At 68.0% G+C, this 16,855-nt stretch carries 22 protein-coding genes and 1 tRNA gene; 6 read left to right on the top strand and 17 right to left on the bottom strand.

The genetic code is table 11. The annotated features are described in order from the left end of the window. Window positions 1–27: 27 nt before the first annotated feature. The 5 genes from fdhE to BKK79_RS35635 all read left to right on the top strand — a co-directional run bounded on the left by fdhE (window position 28) and on the right by BKK79_RS35635 (window position 5,010). Window positions 28–969 (top strand): formate dehydrogenase accessory protein FdhE, encoded by a 942-nt coding sequence (gene fdhE / locus BKK79_RS35620; RefSeq protein ID WP_071019106.1) that lies wholly within the window; start codon window positions 28–30, stop codon window positions 967–969. Beyond that, window positions 959–2,389 (top strand): L-seryl-tRNA(Sec) selenium transferase, encoded by a 1,431-nt coding sequence (selA, locus tag BKK79_RS35625; RefSeq protein WP_071040196.1) that lies wholly within the window; start codon window positions 959–961, stop codon window positions 2,387–2,389. Before fdhE ends, selA begins: the two co-directional genes overlap by 11 nt. Continuing rightward, window positions 2,386–4,353, top strand: coding sequence for a selenocysteine-specific translation elongation factor (gene selB, locus BKK79_RS35630; RefSeq protein WP_071040197.1), 1,968 nt, complete (start codon window positions 2,386–2,388; stop codon window positions 4,351–4,353). The genes selA and selB overlap by 4 nt, the downstream gene beginning before the upstream one ends. Further along, window positions 4,354–4,449 (top strand) — tRNA-Sec (locus tag BKK79_RS40825). Window positions 4,450–4,638: 189 nt separating this feature from the next. Continuing rightward, the gene (locus tag BKK79_RS35635; protein WP_071040198.1) at window positions 4,639–5,010 is read left to right on the top strand and encodes a hypothetical protein; all 372 of its coding nucleotides are present in this window, start codon (window positions 4,639–4,641) and stop codon (window positions 5,008–5,010) included. Here BKK79_RS35635 and BKK79_RS35640 read toward each other — a convergent pair. The 14 genes from BKK79_RS35640 to BKK79_RS35705 all read right to left on the bottom strand — a co-directional run bounded on the left by BKK79_RS35640 (window position 5,007) and on the right by BKK79_RS35705 (window position 13,977). Continuing rightward, entirely contained in the window at window positions 5,007–5,387 is a 381-nt protein-coding gene (locus tag BKK79_RS35640; protein WP_084085574.1) for a DUF1353 domain-containing protein, read from the bottom strand. The two genes, BKK79_RS35635 and BKK79_RS35640, sit on opposite strands and share 4 nt — an antisense overlap. Continuing rightward, window positions 5,384–5,848 (bottom strand): hypothetical protein, encoded by a 465-nt coding sequence (locus BKK79_RS35645; RefSeq protein ID WP_071040199.1) that lies wholly within the window; start codon window positions 5,846–5,848, stop codon window positions 5,384–5,386. The genes BKK79_RS35640 and BKK79_RS35645 overlap by 4 nt, the downstream gene beginning before the upstream one ends. Before the next feature lie 51 nt (window positions 5,849–5,899). After that, window positions 5,900–6,100: a hypothetical protein gene (locus tag BKK79_RS35650; protein WP_071040200.1), complete on the bottom strand. Its 201-nt coding sequence runs from the start codon at window positions 6,098–6,100 to the stop codon at window positions 5,900–5,902. Then, a complete protein-coding gene (locus BKK79_RS35655; RefSeq protein WP_071040201.1) occupies window positions 6,097–6,447 on the bottom strand; it encodes an HNH endonuclease in 351 nt (116 codons plus the stop codon). The genes BKK79_RS35650 and BKK79_RS35655 overlap by 4 nt, the downstream gene beginning before the upstream one ends. A 61-nt stretch (window positions 6,448–6,508) precedes the next feature. Beyond that, window positions 6,509–7,951: a GDSL-type esterase/lipase family protein gene (locus BKK79_RS35660; RefSeq protein WP_071040202.1), complete on the bottom strand. Its 1,443-nt coding sequence runs from the start codon at window positions 7,949–7,951 to the stop codon at window positions 6,509–6,511. 15 nt (window positions 7,952–7,966) lie between these two features. Beyond that, on the bottom strand, window positions 7,967–8,353 hold the full coding sequence (locus tag BKK79_RS35665) for a hypothetical protein (protein WP_071040203.1): 387 nt from the start codon (window positions 8,351–8,353) through the stop codon (window positions 7,967–7,969). A 59-nt stretch (window positions 8,354–8,412) separates the two neighbouring features. After that, complete coding sequence (locus BKK79_RS35670; RefSeq protein ID WP_071040204.1) at window positions 8,413–8,910, bottom strand: lysozyme; 498 nt, start codon at window positions 8,908–8,910, stop codon at window positions 8,413–8,415. Beyond that, the gene (locus BKK79_RS35675; protein ID WP_071040205.1) at window positions 8,907–9,338 is read right to left on the bottom strand and encodes a hypothetical protein; all 432 of its coding nucleotides are present in this window, start codon (window positions 9,336–9,338) and stop codon (window positions 8,907–8,909) included. The genes BKK79_RS35670 and BKK79_RS35675 overlap by 4 nt, the downstream gene beginning before the upstream one ends. 84 nt (window positions 9,339–9,422) lie before the next feature. Further along, window positions 9,423–9,605, bottom strand: a complete 183-nt coding sequence (locus BKK79_RS35680) for a hypothetical protein (RefSeq protein WP_071040206.1) — start codon at window positions 9,603–9,605, stop codon at window positions 9,423–9,425. A gap of 9 nt (window positions 9,606–9,614) precedes the next feature. Then, window positions 9,615–10,994: a hypothetical protein gene (locus BKK79_RS41790; protein ID WP_232346403.1), complete on the bottom strand. Its 1,380-nt coding sequence runs from the start codon at window positions 10,992–10,994 to the stop codon at window positions 9,615–9,617. Window positions 10,995–11,050: 56 nt separating this feature from the next. After that, window positions 11,051–11,710: a DUF2612 domain-containing protein gene (locus BKK79_RS35690; RefSeq protein ID WP_071040207.1), complete on the bottom strand. Its 660-nt coding sequence runs from the start codon at window positions 11,708–11,710 to the stop codon at window positions 11,051–11,053. 1 nt (window position 11,711) lies between these two features. Then, on the bottom strand, window positions 11,712–12,893 hold the full coding sequence (locus BKK79_RS35695) for a baseplate J/gp47 family protein (protein ID WP_071040208.1): 1,182 nt from the start codon (window positions 12,891–12,893) through the stop codon (window positions 11,712–11,714). Beyond that, window positions 12,893–13,243, bottom strand: coding sequence for a hypothetical protein (locus tag BKK79_RS35700; RefSeq protein ID WP_071040209.1), 351 nt, complete (start codon window positions 13,241–13,243; stop codon window positions 12,893–12,895). Before BKK79_RS35700 ends, BKK79_RS35695 begins: the two co-directional genes overlap by 1 nt. A gap of 8 nt (window positions 13,244–13,251) precedes the next feature. Further along, a complete protein-coding gene (locus BKK79_RS35705; protein ID WP_071040210.1) occupies window positions 13,252–13,977 on the bottom strand; it encodes a Gp138 family membrane-puncturing spike protein in 726 nt (241 codons plus the stop codon). Between the two features lie 12 nt (window positions 13,978–13,989). On the opposite strand from BKK79_RS35705, the gene BKK79_RS35710 reads away from it, so the two are divergent. Then, window positions 13,990–14,370 carry a hypothetical protein gene (locus tag BKK79_RS35710; RefSeq protein WP_071040211.1) on the top strand — a complete coding sequence of 127 codons (381 nt, stop codon included), beginning with the start codon at window positions 13,990–13,992 and terminating at the stop codon, window positions 14,368–14,370. Here BKK79_RS35710 and BKK79_RS35715 read toward each other — a convergent pair. The 3 genes from BKK79_RS35715 to BKK79_RS35725 form a co-directional block, all read right to left on the bottom strand. After that, complete coding sequence (locus tag BKK79_RS35715) at window positions 14,367–15,347, bottom strand: phage protein (protein ID WP_071040212.1); 981 nt, start codon at window positions 15,345–15,347, stop codon at window positions 14,367–14,369. The two genes, BKK79_RS35710 and BKK79_RS35715, sit on opposite strands and share 4 nt — an antisense overlap. Window positions 15,348–15,708: 361 nt before the next feature. Continuing rightward, window positions 15,709–16,131 (bottom strand): hypothetical protein, encoded by a 423-nt coding sequence (locus BKK79_RS35720; RefSeq protein ID WP_198173376.1) that lies wholly within the window; start codon window positions 16,129–16,131, stop codon window positions 15,709–15,711. Window positions 16,132–16,178: 47 nt separating this feature from the next. Then, window positions 16,179–16,748: a hypothetical protein gene (locus BKK79_RS35725; RefSeq protein ID WP_071040213.1), complete on the bottom strand. Its 570-nt coding sequence runs from the start codon at window positions 16,746–16,748 to the stop codon at window positions 16,179–16,181. Between the last annotated feature and the right edge of the window lie 107 nt (window positions 16,749–16,855).

The following is a 16,855-nucleotide window of genomic DNA, read 5'->3' on the forward strand; positions in this document are numbered from 1 at the left end:
GGCTCCCCTCCCCTCGGTGGACCGCCCATGGCGCAGCGCATCCTGCAACCCCACGAAATCGAGTCGCTCGACCACGTCGCACTGGCCAGGCTGCGCCTGCCGCGGCACGGCGATGTCTTCTCCGCCCGCGCCGCCCGGCTGCGGCAGTTGAGCGGCGGCAATCCGATCGGCCCCTACCTCGAAGCCATGGCCGTGCTGGCGGCGGCACAGCATGAAATCGCCCAGACCCTGGCGGTTCCGGCGCCCGATCCGCGCGACATCGAACTGGCGCTGGCCCACGGCATGCCGCCGCTGACCGCGGCCGGCGGCCAGGGCCACGGCGCCTGGCGCGGCGCGCTGGCCGGCCTGCTCAGCCGGCTCGACCAGGCGCCTGCCCTGCCGCCGCCGGCACGGCAGGCGCTGGCGCGCCTCGGCACGCTGCCGGCGCGCGAGCTGGAAGACCAGGTCCAGGCCCTGCTGGCCGGACGCGACGACGGCATCGACGCCGCCCTCGCGCCCTTCCTGATGGCCGCGCTGCAGGTCAGCTGGACGCACCAGGCTGGGCAGCTGCGCGAGCAGGACGTGCCGCTGCTGGAGGTGGCCGGCGTCTGCCCGGTGTGCGGTTCGCTGCCGGTGGCCAGCATCGTGCGCATCGGCGGCCGCTACCAGGGCCTGCGCTACCTGCACTGCGGCCTGTGCGCCAGCGAGTGGCACATGGTGCGCGTCAAGTGCAGCCACTGCGAATCCACCGAAGGCATCGCCTACTACACCGTCGAGGGCGCCGGCGAAGCGGTCAAGGCCGAGTCCTGCGACCACTGCCACAGCTACCGCAAGATCTGCTACATGGAAAAGGATCCGCAGGTCGAGCCGCTGGCCGACGACCTCGCCACGCTGACCCTGGACGTGCTGATGGGCGAGGCCGGCTATGCCCGCGCCAGCGCCAATCCGCTGCTGTGGCAGCCGGGCCGGGAGGCCGCCGATGGACGCTAGCGCGCCGTTGCTGGCGGGGCCGGTGGACATCCCCTCGGTCGACCGCCTGCTCAACGCCGAACCCCTGCAACCGCTGCTGGCGCGCTACGGCCGCAGCCAGGTGACCGCCGCGCTGCGCCGGCTGCTCGACGACTGCCGCGCGCGTGCCGTGGCCGGGCAGCTGCTGCGGCCGGCGCTGGAAGACGCCGCGCTGGCGCAGGCGCTGACGGCCACCCTGGACGATGCCGCGCGCCCGCGCCTGCGCGCCGTCTACAACCTGACCGGCACGGTACTGCACACCAACCTGGGCCGCGCCCTGCTGCCGCAGGAAGCGGTGGCCGAGGTGGCACGGGCGTTGACCGCGCCGGCCAACCTGGAATTCGATCTCGACAGCGGCGGCCGCGGCGACCGCGACGACCTGGTCGAAGACCTGCTGTGCGAGCTGACCGGTGCCGAGGCGGCGACGGTGGTCAACAACAACGCCGCCGCCGTGCTGCTGATGCTGAACACGCTGGCGCAGCGGCGCGAAGTGGTGGTGTCGCGCGGCGAACTGGTCGAGATCGGTGGCGCCTTCCGCATTCCCGACATCATGCAGCGCGCCGGCACGCGCCTGGTCGAGATCGGCACCACCAACCGCACCCATCCGCACGACTATGCCGGCGCGATCGGCGCGCGCACCGCGCTGCTGATGAAGGTGCACTGCAGCAACTACCAGATCACCGGCTTCACCCGCAGCGTGGAGGTGGACGAGGTGGTGGCGCTGGCCCGCCCGCACGGCCTGCCGGTGGTGGTGGACCTGGGCAGCGGCACCCTGGTCGACCTGCGCCGCTGGGGCCTGCCCGGCGAGACCACGGTGCGCGAGACCATCGCCGCCGGCGCCGACCTGGTCACCTTCAGCGGCGACAAGCTGCTGGGCGGCCCGCAGGCCGGCCTGATCGTCGGCCGCGCAGACCTGATCCGCAAGATCAAGAAGAACCCGCTCAAGCGCGCGCTGCGCGTGGGCAAGCTGACGCTGGCCGCGCTGGAGCCGGTGCTGCGGCTGTACCGCGCGCCCGAGCTGCTGGCGCAGACCTTGCCGACCCTGCGCCTGCTGACCCGTCCCGCCGCCGCGCTGCAGGCCCAGGCCCAGCGCCTGTGCCCGCTGCTGGCACCGGCGCTGGGCGCGGAGTACCGGATCGAGGCCGCAGCGATGTTCAGCCAGATCGGCAGCGGCGCGCTGCCGCTCAGCCAGGTCCCCAGCCACGGCCTGCGCATCGCCGCCGCGGCCGGCCGGCGCGCCGGCGCGGGCAAGCCGCTGCAGCGCCTGGAAGCGGCCCTGCGCGCGCTGCCGCGCCCGGTCATCGGCCGCATCGGCGAACAGGCCCTGTGGCTGGACCTGCGTTGCCTGGAAGAAGACGAGGAGGCCGGCTTCGTCGCCCAGTGGCAGGCCCTGCGGCCATGATCGTCGGCACCGCCGGCCATATCGACCATGGCAAGACCACGCTGGTGCGCGCACTGACCGGCGTCGACACCGACCGCCTCAAGGAAGAGAAGGCACGCGGCATCTCCATCGAGCTGGGCTACGCCTACACGCCGCTGCCGGGCGGCGAGGTGCTCGGCTATATCGACGTGCCCGGCCACGAACGCCTGATCCATACCATGGCGGCCGGCGCCAGCGGCATCGACCTGGCCCTGCTGGTGGTGGCCGCCGACGACGGCGTGATGCCGCAGACCCGCGAGCACGTGGCCATCCTCGCATTGCTCGGCGTACGCGCGGCGGTGGTGGCGCTGAGCAAGGCGGACCGCGTCGAGCCGCCGCGGCTGGAGGCCGTGCGCGCGGAGATCTCGGCCTTGCTGGCGGACACGCCCTTCGCCGGCGCACCGGTGTTCGCGCTGGCCGCCACCCGGGCCGGCGATGCCGGCGTGGCGGCGCTGCGCGCCCATCTGCATGCGGCCGCGCTGGCGCTGCCGCCGCGTACCGCCGACGGCCCCTTCCGCCTGGCCGTCGACCGTGTGTTCACGCTGGCCGGCCACGGCACCGTGGTGACCGGCACGGTCTTCGGTGGCCAGGTCCGCGTCGGCGACAGCGTGCGCCTGGCGCCCTCCGGCCTGCCCGCACGCGTGCGCAGCATCCACGCCCAGCAGCAGCCGGCCGAGGCCGGCCATGCCGGGCAGCGCTGCGCCCTCAATCTCGCCGGCATCGACAAGGACGCCATCGCGCGCGGCGACTGGGTGCTCGACCCGGTCCTGCTGGCACCCACCACGCGCCTCGACGTGCGGCTGGCCCTGCTGCCCGGCAGCGGCCACCGCCTTACGCACTGGGCCCCGCTCCACATCCACCTGGGCACCACGCACCGGCTTGCCAACATCGTGCTGCTGGAGGGCGACACCATCGAGCCCGGCGCGCAGGCCTTCGCCCAGCTCGTGTTCGCCGCCCCGCTCTGCGCCTGGCCGGGCGACCGCTTCATCGCGCGCAATCCTCAGGCCACCCGCACCGTGGGGGGCGGCGTGGTGCTGGACCCGTTCGCGCCGGAACGCCGGCGCCGCGCGCCGCAACGGCTGGCCTACCTGCGCGCCCTGCAGCAGATGGCCGGCGGCAGCGGCCTGGCGCCGCTGCTGGCGCAGGCGCCGCGCGGCATCACGGTCGCGCGCCTGCGCTGCCTCGCCGCCGGCGCGCCCGGCGGCTGGCGCCTGCCAGCCGACGCGCTGCGCATCGGCGCGCCGACCCAGGACGAGGCCAGCCTCATCCTCGCCGAGCACTGGCAGGCCCTGCAGACGCGCGTGCTGGAAGCGCTGGCGGCCTTCCACGCGCGCCAGCCGGACGAGCCCGGCCCGGACGCTGGCACGCTACGCCGCATCGCCTTCGCCGGCACGCCGGTGCCGGACCCGCTCTGGCTCGGCCTGCTCGACGCCCTGGCCGGGCGCGGCGCCCTGCGCCGCCAGGGCGCCTGGCTGCAACTGCCCACGCACTCCGCCAGTCTGAGCGCCGCCGAACAAGCCTTGCAGCCGCGCGTGATGCCGCTGCTGGAGGCCGGCGCCTATGATCCCCCCTGGGTACGCGACCTCGCCGCCGCGCTCCAGGTGCCGGAAGACGCGATGCGGCAACTGCTGCGCAAGCTGGCGCGCCAGGGCCAGGTGCACCAGGTCGTGCGCGACCTGTTCTATACGCACGCGCACGTCCAGGCGCTGGCCGCCCTGGTGAGCGGGCTGGTGGCACACCACGGCAGCGTCGACGCGGCACGGTTCCGCGACGCCGTCGGCCTCGGGCGCAAGCGGGCAATCCAGGTTTTGGAGTTCCTCGACCGCGTCGGTTACACTCGCCGGGTCGGCAATGCGCGCATGCTGCGCCCCGACAGCCAGTGGCAGCAGGGGCAGGCGAACGGCGCAGCGGTCCCGTCCGCAGCCGCTCACGACGAAGGGCCATGAGGAAGGCAGGCGTATCCGGTGATGCGGCCGGGCTTCAAACCCGGTTGGGGGCGTCAGCCGTTCCCAGGTAGGTTCGACTCCTACTGCTTTCCGCCACAAGGGTTTCAGGCATTTTGCTGGGGGCTGCAGCAAGAGGAAATAGGCAGGGGGGTGTGGGTTTTTCTGCCATTCCCGTGTGAACGCCTACCGCTTGATGCCCCGGAAGTGGCCATCGCATCCGGCTCACACTCATTGGCTGGCTCCGCGTTATACTGTATATCCATACAGTATACGAATCGCCGTCCCATGTCCGAGCCCTCCGCGCCTCCCCCGCCAAGCGACTCCGACGGCTACCGCTATTACGTGCTGGATGAGGCTGGCCGGCCCGTGCGCGTCGAAGATCTCACCGTGCACATCAAATGGGTCAGCGGCCCAGGGAAGGCCTTCCGGCTGGAAGACAAGATTCCCGAGCACAACGTCACGGTATGCACCTACTTCCCGGGGAATCCGTCGCCCATGCAGCCCGGGCCACCACAGTTCTGGACCTGCATTCAGCAAGGCACCGACCTGAGGATTTTCTGCTCGCCCACCTGGGAAGAGGCCCAGGACAAGCACCGGCGGGTGCTGGAGAAGGCGCGGCGCGTGCTACCGTACCGGAAGATGCGTCCTGAGCCCTAGGCCCGCGCCTGGTCCGGCTCCCAGTGCGACCCACCGCCCAGCCGCACGCCCCAGTACATCAGCCACCGGCGCCAGGCCGGGACGCCGGTGACCGACGAGGCCTCGCGCAGCACGGCATCCGCCACTGCGCGCGGCACTGGGTGCATGGTGTACAGGAAGTCGTGCACCACGGCCGCCTCGTTTGACGTGCCGCCGGCCAGCAGGAAGACCACCGGCAGCCGCGGCACGGACGCCAGATCGGTTTCGAACCCGGGCGGCACTTCGAAGGTCTGCCCGGCCACGTCCGACTGGTAGACCAGCGGCTCGACCAGTTGCCACAGACCGTCATCTTGGTCTGTGACATTCTCCATGACCAGCTTGGTCAGGAACTGGCTCACGACGTCGCCCCGCCGGCCACGGCCGGAGCACTGGCCGGCGCCGGGGTCGAACTCGCCGCCGGCGCGGCGTACTGCGCGAGCGCGGCAGACAGCGCCACCTGGAACGCCATCAGCCCGATCTGCACGCCGCTGCGCGCGGCCGGGTCGAGCGGCAGCAGGCCCACGACCTGGATGGCGGCCGGCACCGACGTGTTCACCAGCGACTGCACGCTCGAGGCGTCAACCGACGCGCCGGCAGCGCACACGGCGCCGTTGTCCTTCACCAGCTGCGCCAGGATGACCTGCTTGGCCGGATCGTCGACCGTCATGGCCTGGACCGACTGCAGGGTCGGCTGCACGACCGCGCAGGCCTTCACGACCTGGGCCTGGAAGGCGGCGGCGGCCTGGGGCGCGCCGGCGCAGCCGGCCAGGGAGACGAGCGCGACGATTCCTACCGCGCACAGCAGCATCAGCTTCTTCATGTGACGTTCCTCTTACAGGTGAATGCCGCTGGTGCGGCGGGATGGGACTGCTCAGAAAATCCAGCTGGTGCCGATCACGAGGCGGCCGGCGCGGTCGAAGGTGGCTGTGATCTGGGTGGAAGGCGGGATCTCGACGAAGGCGCGGCAGCAGCTGACGTGCAGGCTCTGGTCGACCAGCGGCACGACCTGAACGTGCTCGACCACCGCGCAGCCGGGCAGCAGCAGGACGGCGAGCGCTGCGGCGCGGATCATGGCTGCGGGCGATGCTGGATCTTGTTGCGCCACTCGACCGAGTCGGCCACCACGTCCACGTTGAAGCTGCGGAAGTTTCCGAGGTGGCCGAAGTGCAGGTGACAGGAGACGCCGCCCTCCCCCGACTCGCAGAGCGTGATCAGGTTGTTCGGGTCCAGCTCGAGATCCGGATGTAGGTGAAACGGCCGGATGTGGTGCACCTGCAGCTTCGTCTTGCCACCGCACACCGCGCAGACCGGCTGCAGCTTCAGGTGCTGCTCGCGCACCGCCGGCCAGTGCCCGGAGCGCGCGGCGGAGATTGGGTGTTTGCCCTTCGCGGCATCGATGAGGTGTTGGACTATCGGCATAGGCCCTCCAGAAATACAAAAGCCCCGCACGCGGCGGGGCTTGTGGTCGAGGTAGTGCAGCTCAGACAGCAGGCGGCGAGATCTGCCGGAACGACAACTGGGCGATGTCGACGGAGATCGCCTGCGTATTGCCGCCCGCGTTCGAGGCGCCGATCAGAACGGAGACGTTGGCGGCGCCGGCCGGCACAAGCAGGCGTTCGCAGATGACACCGACCTCGGATGCGCCGGTGTTCGTCTGGCGCAGGTAGGCGGTGCCGATGGTCTGGCTCCAGTTCGCGTTCTGCCAGGCGACGCCCAGCATCTGGGTGAACGGGCCGGTGATGGCGTCAGTTGTGCCCCAGGTGACGGCCGGCGAACTGGCTCGCAGGCGGCAGCAGACCTCGATCACGCTTCCCGCCACGACGCCGCCGAACGCCACGGAAGAGGCGCCCACTGCGCCAGCGTTGGCCGGGCGCGTGAAGCGCTGCCAGTTGCCCATGGCCAGGGAGTCTTTGACCAGCAGACCGGATACGCCATTGGCGAGCGTGACACCATCGGCCACCGTCGTGCTGTTGCTCGCCGAGTTGAACAGGCCGTTGGTCAGCAGGTTGTTCGCGTCCGAGTTGGTGGTGACCAGCCAGGGCGGTGCATCCTTGCGCGCGCGAGCTGTGAACTTCGGATCGGCCAAGACGTAGGCCGCCAGGGCGCCACTACCCAGCACGGTCGGGTGCGTGCCGTCGAAGGTGTACGCCGCATTGAGGTACGCCGGGTTGTTGGGATCCTGAAACGCCGCGTTGCAATCCACCAGCGGGAAGCCGTACTGCGCCTGCATCTGGTACACCAGCGCGTTCCAGCTGTTGATTCCGGCCTGGCTGCCCGACACATTGCCCCGCGGCGGCACGGTCCATAAGATCGGCTGGATGCCGGCCGCCAGCAGTTGCTCGATCATGGTCGTCACTGCTGCGAAGCCACTCGCGATCGTCGCGCTCGATCCGTAGTTGTTCGAACCGCAGGCGATCACGCACGCATTGGGCAACGGGTTCATCGCCAGAACTTGCGGCATCTGAGTCGCCAGCGCCTGTTCGGCGGTGGATCCGGACACAGCGAAGTCCGCGCCGTAGCGGTAGCGATACGTCTGACCGCTCAGGTAGCACAGGTCGCGCAGCCAGTTGGTCAGGCCCGAGTAGGCGATCGCCGAGATGCTGTCACCAACGCCAACGATGCCCACCTTCTGCCCGGAGATCGACAGCGACGCCGTAACGATGTTTGCGGCAGCCTGGGCGGCAGCGACCGACGCTTGGGCCGCCGGGCTGAGCTGGCCAGCGGCGACGAGCAGATTCCACTGCAGTGGCGTGATGTCCGGCTCGGCGCCGACGCTCGGCGTCAGGGCGGTGTATGCCGACCCGTTGTAGGTCACGCAGTCGTTGATCGCATAGGTGGTCGTCGCCGACCACGCGCCGCGTGGATTGATGCCAACACCGGGCGGCCCTTGCAGGCCGGGCGTGCTTGCCAGAATTACCGTCATGCAAAGCTCCGGTGATCAGAATGGAGGGGTCTCGCTCAGCGCCAGCAGGATCTGGCCGCAGAGGTACTTGATGAGGCCGCCGCCAGGCGTCTCGACGAAAAGGTCATAGACCCCGAACGGCATCGCCCCGAACTGCGGCAAGGCGTACGGTTGCCCCGAATAGAGCGCTGTCGACGCGCCAGGCACGGTCCAGTTCAGTTGGCCCAGGGGCCCGTTAAGCGTGATCGTCCCCGCCTTCGTCGAGAGGTCGATCAGCGCAGTCGGGCTCGATTGCGACGCGCGGCACTTGAGGTAGATATGGCAGCCGGTCAGGTTCAGCGGCGTTCTGTCGTCGTTCTGCAGAACCAGCTGGACGTTCCAATCGGCGCCCTGGTCAATCTGAAAGTCCAAGCGATCAGCCATAGGGATCCAGGAATGCGAAAGCCCCGCAAGGCGGGGCTCTCAGGTGATGTGGGGACGGCTCAGACGGCGCGCCGGCCTTCGCAGTACTCGCGCGCCAGGGCGCGTCGATTGACTAGGCCGCGCACCGGCTTACCATTGACGTTGACCCACAGCGACAGCGCCGCGCAAGCGCCGGCCATGTCGCCGGCATTCGCCTTCCTGGCCATGCTGCTGCCACAGAAGGCGGAGACGCCGATGTTGTAGGCGGTGTCGACAAAGGCGACTTTCTGACCGTCAGTCAGCGGCGCGCGCACGCAGGCCATGACGCCCTCGGCATGCAGCTCCAGATCCTTGTCAAGCTGAGCCCGGCATTGGTCTGGCGTGTAGGTCTTGCCCCACTGAGCATCCTCGGTGGCGCCGGTGCAGTACGTCAGCACGCCCCCCATGTCTCGGTAGGTCGTCAGCACGGTCCCTTCGTTCTTGGGAACCACCACCAGCAGTGCAGCAGCGGCGACTGCGCCGACGATTGCGACCAGTCCGCGGCGAGGCTTCGTTTCGGGAGCGACAGGAGTCGTCATGGCGTCAGCTCCTGCCGGGCATCGGCCATCAGCTCACCGATGTCCTTGCCCCGGCGCTTCTCGAACCACCGCACGACGGCGCCGATCACCCACCAGGCCGGCAGGCCGGCGATGACCAGGAACGGCGCGCTGGCGTAGAGCACGCCGAATTCCGGCGGGACGCCGAAGGTCACGCCCATGGCACGCGCCGACGTGAACAGATCCGGCGCCTTGGCATTGACGTAGGCCACCAGCGCCGGGCCGAAGACGATCGACGCCAGGACGGACGAGACGAGCCGGGCGAACCCTTCCCGCTTCGTCTTCGGCCAGAGCACCATGAAGCCCAGCGCGGCTGCGACGGCGCCGGCGCCGATCTGCAGGCCGAAGAGTTTGGCGGTGGCGCTGACAGCTGCGCCGGTTGCGACGGTGCCGCTGATTGGTTCGGACATTTGACCCCCGAAAATGAAAAAGCCCGCTCGACGCGGGCATGAGAAGACCGCTTGGAGGCGGCTTGTGTCGTTCGAATCAGCCGGCTACTTGGTCGGCACCGGCATCCCAGACCGCGCCAACTCTGGCAGCGACTCATAGAATGCGGCCCACCGCGCGTCGCTCGCATCGACCTCGCCCAGGTTGGCGAACACCGAACTGTCTTGCGGGGACGCGAAGTACGACACGATCGTCGACTGCGTGCCGTCGGAGAATTGGACGTTGAGCATGGCGCCTTCCTAGATCGAATAGCCAGAGATGAACCCGTACAGCGTCCCGGAGCCGGAAACGTTGGTGAGTGTGTAGTAGATCGTTTGACTCACGAGAATCGGCAGGCCGCTAAAGGAATATGCCGCGCCCGCACCCGACGCGGGCGCGGTCGTACCGATGCGGATCGACCCCACGGATTGCGCATTGCCAACGAAGGAGGCATTGCTACCGCCATTCACCGTGTTGTTGTTGACGACCATGGTCCCGCGCACTGCTCGCGCGTTCGGAGGGACGATCGTACTGACGGAAACGGAGGTCGGCGTCGACGCAACCGTGGAGGTCGTCAGGATCGCCACTTCCGGGATCCACACCTCGCGATCGAGCTGGGCACCCGCTACGAGTTTCCCATTGCCATCCACTGGCCACACGGATACCAGCGCCGATGCGGTGTAGCCGGTCGGCATGTTCGCGCCCCCGTAGACGCTGGGGGCGACCGCAGAGGTCGCGTTGACCGCCAGTAGCGCGCTCGCCCCGGTGGATGGGTTGTAGATCGCGTAGAGCGCCACGTACCCATAGGCCGGCGCAGTGCCAGTGTCCATGCCGCCGGCCCCGGTGGCGGCTAGGTTGATGGTCTTGTTGAAGTTCGGCAGGCAGTAGCGCGCGCCGCCGAGTGCGGTCTCGACGATGATCTCGTCGGCCGTGAGCGCCGCCGTCGCAGAGGCCACGGCATTGTTCACCTTCAGATTGCGCGCCTGGCCAACGACGCCGGCCGCTTGCGCCACGGTCACAGCGTGATTACTCTGCGTCCCCTGGGTCACCTGTTGCGCGCCGCCCGTGCACTCCATCACGACCCAGGCGCCGTTCCCACCGTTGACGGTCGACGCGACGACGTACAGCAGGCATGCGACGCCCTTCGCAGGCAGCTCGCCGCCCTGAAGTGGCTGCAGACCGAGCCCCAGAATCGGCTTTGCGCCCAGTCCGTCGACGTTGAGCGTCGACGCGCCGGTGTTCGCGTTGGCGATCGACACGTCGAGCGTCAACCCGGACGACGTCGGGTAGGCCGAGAAGGCGGCCAGGTTGGCCACTACATAGGCGTTCGCCGCACCGGTGTCGGCCAGAACTGGATTCTGGCGCGCGGTCACCGAGATCGCCGTCGCCAGATTGGCCAGCAGCGTCGCGGTCGTGCCATCGTCGATGGCCGTCTGGCCGGTGTTGGCAACGATGAACTGCGCCAGGACCGCCGTCATGATGCTGCTCTGGCGCCAGACCTTGTTGAGCTGCGCCGAGGGCGCGACGCCGGCAGAAAAGCCGTTGGCGATCAGGGAGGTGAGCGCCGCGTACTGGGCCTGCGTCAGCACGTTGGCGCCCGCCCCTGCAGCGAAGGGCAGAAAGTCGTTCTGGATGGGCATTAGGGTTCCGGAAAAGAAATAGCCGCCCGAAGGCGGCTTGTGTGGCAGCAGTGAGGTCAGGCGGGGACCGCCCACGAGCCGGCGTCCATGCCGGCGATGTACTGGTTGGAAACGTCGAACCCGAAGAGCGGCGTATTGTTGGCGGACGGCACGACGTAGTTGGCAAGCACCCCTTCCGGCTTGAGCGGTAGGTAGCCGCCGGAGAACAGTGCGCGCAGCAGCGCGCTCGGGATCTCCCCCGACACACCCACCGTCATCGTCATGTCCTGGTTGTCCTGGATGAAGATGTTGCTGGCCGACCCAGCGAACAGGTTCGCGTAGGCGCCAGCGGCGCCGGGCACCGTTCCGTCCCAGCTATTCGCCGCGATCTTGGCGCGGATCAGCGTCCTGTACGTCCCGTCGTCGAGCGACGTCAGGCCGGTGCTGGGATCGAACGGCCCCTGCCAATTTCCCTGGTCGAAACCGAGCCCGACGGTGTCGAGCGAGAAGTAGACGTTCAGCGGCGTCCGGACCTGCCGCCTGATGCCGGCCCACAGGCCGACGGCGTCGAGCTGCACCCCGACGGCATTGTCCAGGTCGAACGCCGCCGGGATTGACTGCATGACATTGATCTGGTCGGAAAAGCACTGCGCGACCACGGCCACCATGGCCATGAACTTCGGCTTGTCCGCGTGCTGCGTGGTGATCAGCGCGGTGTAGTCGGATGCCTGTGCCATGTCATGTCGCCGTGATCGTCACGCTCGCAGGTGTCGCCTGGCCGGCGTGGTTGAAGGCCAGCGGCACGTCCGGCGCGCCGACGCCGCCGGGCCCGCTCAGCGTCAGCGACGTGATGCGGAACGTGCTGCTGCCAGCCACGGTCTTCGCGGCCGCCAGAGCGGAATCCCATTCAACGAAGCCACTTGGCGCGCCGCCGATCACCACCGAGTTGATGTATGCGGCCACCGCGGCCTGGATCGCCGCGCCGACGGTCGACGTGTAGCCGGCCAGCGCCTTCAACGTGATCGCGCAGGTGATGGCGTCGTACGTCGGCCGGTAGAAGCTGATCGGGTGGGCGATGCCGTAGGCATCCGTCACGTAGATGGTCGTCGTACCGTAGGTGCCACAGCCAGGCCCCTTCTTGGCGGCGATGGCCTGGGCGATTGCCGTGGCGTCGCCGCCCTCCACCACCAGGTAGATCTTGTTGGCGGGAATGCCATTGGCATCGACGACGCTCGTGTCGTTCTCATAGGGCGTCATGCGGGTCACGCCTGGCACCGCCCACACCGCCCCGACCGTCCCCTCCAGGACCGTCCGCGACGGCAGCGCCGTCGACGTGGCCTGTCGCGCCTTCAGCTGGGAATCGGCTTCGACTGGCTCGCCGGCTTGGGCGGCACTCGCGTTGGTGACCGACTGCCAACCCAGTGTCGGCGTCGCGATCTGGTTGACCGCGCCGACCCCAGCCTGCACCGCGCCGGCCGTCTGGCAGGTCGCCGTCACGGTGATGGTGCCGCTCGGCGGGATCGTTACCGCCGTCGGCAGCGCCCACTTGTTGCCATTGGCGTCTTGCGTCACGCCATTGGTGATCACGGTGCCCGCCACGCCGACGATGATCTGGTCGACCGTCGAGTTGCTCGGCGTATTGCGCCGCAGGCCGTTGATCTTGACTACGCTGGACAGGTTCGCGCCCTGCGCCGTGGCCGGCGAGAAACCGTTGTAGGTAGAGATCGCGGCCGAGTTCGCGTCGTTGATGCACGAGGCGAACACCGCCAGCATCTGTCCATCCTGGCTGTCCTCCTCCAGGTAGGTGTCTTGTCCATAGATGCCCTGGTACTTCGACTTGAGGTAGCCAAGCACGTCGGCGTAGGTCGGCGCCGTGATGCCGCTTTCGTCGATCGTCGGCGCGGTCGTCGTGATGGTCATTAGAGCGTCACCTGCACCGGGGTGGTGCCGTAGATGGTATTGATCGTGACCGAGACGGTCAGCGTGCGCGCCTCGCTGTCCACCGTGCTCGAGTAATCCGTGATCGCCTGCACGCCCTGCGTGCCGAGAACGCGCTGCCGGATCGTGGCGTCATACGTGCCGCCGGCGTACTTGCCCAGCACCTGGTTCCAAGGTGTGCCGGCGGTTGTGTCCAGGAACCATTCGCCCTGCCACAGCCGCAGGCGCGTCACGACTGCTTGGGCGACCGCGTCGGGGCTGTTCACGTAGAAGTCCGCCTGCTGGTTGCCGAAGACGTAGTCGCCGTCGGCGTCGAGTTTCCGGTATCGCATGCGGACTCCTAGGCCACCGGGCCGGATGTGTCGGTGCCGTGCTGTACGCCCGTGTGCTCGTGCGTCTCGTCGATACGCCGGCCGTTCGCCCAGACCTGGCCCGTGAACTGCGTCTTGCCGCTAATCGAAAAGGCAGTCGGCGCGCCCTCGGCGTTCTCCACCGTCATCACCCCCGTGACCGTCACGGTCGGCGTGTCGAGCACCATGCCGCCCGGCGCCTTGACCTTCACGACCTGCCCGGCCGGGTCCAGGTCCACGTAGGTGGCGCCGTCGTCGCTGCGCAGCTGGGTGGTGCTGGTGCTCACGCTGGCGAGCGCGCGCGGCTTCGACCGGAAGCCCAGCAGCACGAACCCGTCCGACAGGTCGTGCATGCGCAGCTCGGCTTGTTCCTGAATACCGCCCGACTGCCACCAGGCGTCGATGCACCGACTACTGAAAACGACCAGTGCCTCGTCGCCCGGGGCCACCGGGAACGTGAGCGTACAATTCCCACCTGATGGGAATTGCACCGGGCAATCCACTAGCAGCGGCAGTGCCACGCTGGTGATCGTGCCGTCGGCGCCACGGATCGGGATCTTGATGGCCGGCTGCACGGTCGCGGTTGGCGGCCGGTCGGCGGAAGCCTCGAAGGACTGGATGATGCCGGGCATCGCCGTCCAGAGACCGCTTCGCAGCCCGTCGAAGGCCGCCCGCATGGCGGTCTCCTGATCGTCCGATCGTTGTCGTCTATCCATGGTGAGGTCTGAATGAGGAAGCTTGCGTTCGCTGTGGCCGCGCTGGTCGCGCTGCCGGTTTTGGCCGAGGAGGCCTTGATCACGCCCAGCGGCGAGTCCGCCGTAGGGCAACAGACGCGCCTGGAAAGCAAAGGGATCTTTTATCTGAAGCGAAAGTGCGATCTGCCCTTGGTCAATGCCAAGGACATGCGGCGCTTCATGTTCTATCGGGGCAAGGACGGCCCCAACGAGGTTGGCTGCTGGGGGATGACCATCGAAAACATGCTGTTCACCGTCGTGCCGCATGCCGAATCATTCACAGCCCCCCTTGAAGCCCTGCACAAAGCCGATGTGCGGGAAGACGGCTCGGCAACGATCACAGCGCTCTCCGCCAACGCGCGCAAGAAGCGCTAGACCCACGATTTGATCGCGTTCGGGACGGGCGCGGTTACACCCATTGTCGAGCTATTTTCAAGTTGAAAGGTCGGTATCGCCGTCCCATCCGCTGCGATGCACAGCACTTCGGTGTGCCATGCATTGCCGCGGGTGTCACCGACGTGATCGGCCCGCATCACATAGTAAAAGCCGGCGCCCTGCAGCCCGTTCTGCTGCTGAATGCGCGCGTTGTCCACCTGCTCGGCCCGCGACAGGCCGTACTCGTACTGCTGGATAGTCGAGTTGTCGAGTTCAATGATCTGGCCGATCTTGATGCTGGGGTTTAGCAGCATGCGGAACGACACTCCGTTACGCGTCTGCTCGGGGAAACCGACCAGGCCGCTGCTGGGGGTAATCTTCGGGATCGCGCCCGGAATGTAGGCCGTCTCCGGGTACATGTTCAGCTTCCCGTCCTGAATCGACCAGACGCTCGACGTCGTCTTGGCCGCCAGCCGCAGGAAGTCCTTGGCCATCCCGAACATCACCTTGCCGCGCGGCAGCGGCTTGCCAACCGCAGGCGCGATGTAGCCTGTTCCGACGCCATAGTTTTCCATCGACCTGAGGCACACATTGACGTGGTCATCGGTCGTGGAGCCCGCCGCAAGCGTTGCGCTCACGACGCTGAAATTGTACGGCCGGTCTCCATCAGCGCACGTGAGATGCAAGCAGCTGTCGGTGACATTCTCGCGGCCGTACCGGGCTTGAATCAATGTTCCGTCGAATACGATCCCGTAGTTTCCCTCGTAGCCAGCCTGCACCACCACGCGCGTGAACTCATCGCGCACGCGGTTGGCTGTCTCCGGCGCCACGTTGTAGACGCGGATGCGGGCTGAGTTCGGGGTCTGCATGTCCCCCCGCCGGATGTCGAACTGGAAGCGCAGCGACGACAGGTCGATGGCCTTGCCGCCGTCCTCGCCGATGATGAGGGAAGCCTTGCGGAGGTACTGCTGCGTCATTCGAGTCCCCTATGAAAACGGCTCCCCGAAGGGAGCCGCCGTACTGCCCATACCGCACCGCGCCGAACCGGGCCGAGGCAGGCCGGACCTAACCAAAGCTTGCCGCGCCACGCGGTGCCATATGATGCGCAAGCGCACCGGGAGGACGGCTCAGAGAACCGCCTACCCGCTGCATTCGCAGCCCACGCCATACCCGACCAAGTCTTGCGTTGCCGTTCCGGGGCCTGCCGGACCTTACCAAACCGTGTCGAGCCTTAGATGGCTTTCACCATCGAAGTGCGCCCTCGTCGAAGGCGCACCCCGCTGTTGACAGCCCATGTCTTACCAGGCCCCGCCGGGCCGTGCCTAGCCTAAGCCAGCCCTACTCCAACGCCCCGCGCTGCATCCCGCGCAGCATGGACAGCTTCGCGATCGCGTCGGTGTTCTCTTTCCGCTCGGTGTCGGACAGCTCATCCAACCGAACATTCTTGAGCGTGGTGGCCGCCCGGCGGAAAGCCTTGGTGGCCTCGCGTTCGAACTTCTCCTGTGCGGCCGCCGTCTGCTCGCGCGCCGGCACCACGCGATAGCCGCGCCCGTGCACGCTCTGCAGGAAGATCTGATGCTTCTCCAGCAACTGCGCCCGGAAGGCTTCGAGGTTGCGCAGCCATGCGAACTGGCGATCCTGGAACGCCGCCGGCGTCAGCACGTCGTCATCGTCCAGCGCCTTCATCCCGAAGCGCTCTTCCAGCCAGGAATGCGGCAGGATGTCGCCATCGGAAATGCCCGCGTCGATGAAGTCCTTCACGGCCTGGCGCCACACCGGATAGAGAGTGATTTCGCTCATGATCACCCTCACGCGTAACGAACGCTGAACCGCCCAAATCGGGGCCGGTACTCGCAGACGCCGATCAACGCGCCTGCGTCGGCGATTGCCTTGCGCACCTCCTCCTCGTTCAGCACGTCCGGGTTGAAGGCCAGTTCCAGTTCGCAAGCCCACTCGATGAAGAACGGCCTGTACCGCATCACCTTGGCGGTGCCCACCTTCACACCGCGGCAGTCGACGAAGCGAGGATCGCACCAGATCGCCTCCGGCTCGCTCGGGCCGTCATACAACAGCTTCGCCTTGTCCGTCAGCACGACCGCGCCGCGCTTCCAGTGCGTGCCGAGCTTCTGCAGCTTGGCGCCAGCGAGGAACGTCGCGTCGAAGTTCTGCCCCGGGACGAACACGCCGTCGCGCTCGCTCCAGTACAGCCCAGCCAGGAACTCGGACCGCGCAATGGCGACGTGGTCCTCGTCGGTCTTCTTGCGCTTGGCGGTCAGCGCCTTGTGCGCCTTCGTCTCCGGCAGCAGCGGGTTCGCCAGGCGGTCGCTGTGCATCATCAGGGGCGAGGTGCCCACGATCTTGAGCTTGAGGAGTTCCATCACCGAGCTCCCTTCGTGGCGGCACGACGCTCGGCCCGGTTGCCATTCTTCTGTTCCGGCAGACTACTCGGCGGCAGAAGGACCTCGATCGCCGAGGCATTGAACCA

The sequence above is a fragment of the Cupriavidus sp. USMAA2-4 genome (assembly GCF_001854305.1).
Classification (GTDB): Bacteria; Pseudomonadota; Gammaproteobacteria; order Burkholderiales; family Burkholderiaceae; genus Cupriavidus; species Cupriavidus malaysiensis.

What these genes read in the sequence shown, in the direction of transcription:
- BKK79_RS35725 (WP_071040213.1), bottom strand. Translation starts at nt 16,748, where the DNA reads ATGGAACTCCTCAAGCTCAAGATCGTGGGCACCTCGCCCCTGATGATG.
- BKK79_RS35710 (WP_071040211.1), top strand. Translation starts at nt 13,990, where the DNA reads ATGAGGAAGCTTGCGTTCGCTGTGGCCGCGCTGGTCGCGCTGCCGGTT.
- BKK79_RS35645 (WP_071040199.1), bottom strand. Translation starts at nt 5,848, where the DNA reads ATGAAGAAGCTGATGCTGCTGTGCGCGGTAGGAATCGTCGCGCTCGTC.
- BKK79_RS35665 (WP_071040203.1), bottom strand. Translation starts at nt 8,353, where the DNA reads ATGGCTGATCGCTTGGACTTTCAGATTGACCAGGGCGCCGATTGGAAC.
- BKK79_RS35690 (WP_071040207.1), bottom strand. Translation starts at nt 11,710, where the DNA reads ATGGCACAGGCATCCGACTACACCGCGCTGATCACCACGCAGCACGCG.
- BKK79_RS35705 (WP_071040210.1), bottom strand. Translation starts at nt 13,977, where the DNA reads ATGGATAGACGACAACGATCGGACGATCAGGAGACCGCCATGCGGGCG.
- BKK79_RS35660 (WP_071040202.1), bottom strand. Translation starts at nt 7,951, where the DNA reads ATGACGGTAATTCTGGCAAGCACGCCCGGCCTGCAAGGGCCGCCCGGT.
- BKK79_RS35635 (WP_071040198.1), top strand. Translation starts at nt 4,639, where the DNA reads ATGTCCGAGCCCTCCGCGCCTCCCCCGCCAAGCGACTCCGACGGCTAC.
- selA (WP_071040196.1), top strand. Translation starts at nt 959, where the DNA reads ATGGACGCTAGCGCGCCGTTGCTGGCGGGGCCGGTGGACATCCCCTCG.
- BKK79_RS35680 (WP_071040206.1), bottom strand. Translation starts at nt 9,605, where the DNA reads ATGCTCAACGTCCAATTCTCCGACGGCACGCAGTCGACGATCGTGTCG.
- BKK79_RS35675 (WP_071040205.1), bottom strand. Translation starts at nt 9,338, where the DNA reads ATGTCCGAACCAATCAGCGGCACCGTCGCAACCGGCGCAGCTGTCAGC.
- BKK79_RS35700 (WP_071040209.1), bottom strand. Translation starts at nt 13,243, where the DNA reads ATGCGATACCGGAAACTCGACGCCGACGGCGACTACGTCTTCGGCAAC.
- BKK79_RS35695 (WP_071040208.1), bottom strand. Translation starts at nt 12,893, where the DNA reads ATGACCATCACGACGACCGCGCCGACGATCGACGAAAGCGGCATCACG.
- fdhE (WP_071019106.1), top strand. Translation starts at nt 28, where the DNA reads ATGGCGCAGCGCATCCTGCAACCCCACGAAATCGAGTCGCTCGACCAC.
- selB (WP_071040197.1), top strand. Translation starts at nt 2,386, where the DNA reads ATGATCGTCGGCACCGCCGGCCATATCGACCATGGCAAGACCACGCTG.
- BKK79_RS35715 (WP_071040212.1), bottom strand. Translation starts at nt 15,347, where the DNA reads ATGACGCAGCAGTACCTCCGCAAGGCTTCCCTCATCATCGGCGAGGAC.
- BKK79_RS41790 (WP_232346403.1), bottom strand. Translation starts at nt 10,994, where the DNA reads ATGCCCATCCAGAACGACTTTCTGCCCTTCGCTGCAGGGGCGGGCGCC.
- BKK79_RS35650 (WP_071040200.1), bottom strand. Translation starts at nt 6,100, where the DNA reads ATGATCCGCGCCGCAGCGCTCGCCGTCCTGCTGCTGCCCGGCTGCGCG.
- BKK79_RS35670 (WP_071040204.1), bottom strand. Translation starts at nt 8,910, where the DNA reads ATGACGACTCCTGTCGCTCCCGAAACGAAGCCTCGCCGCGGACTGGTC.
- BKK79_RS35655 (WP_071040201.1), bottom strand. Translation starts at nt 6,447, where the DNA reads ATGCCGATAGTCCAACACCTCATCGATGCCGCGAAGGGCAAACACCCA.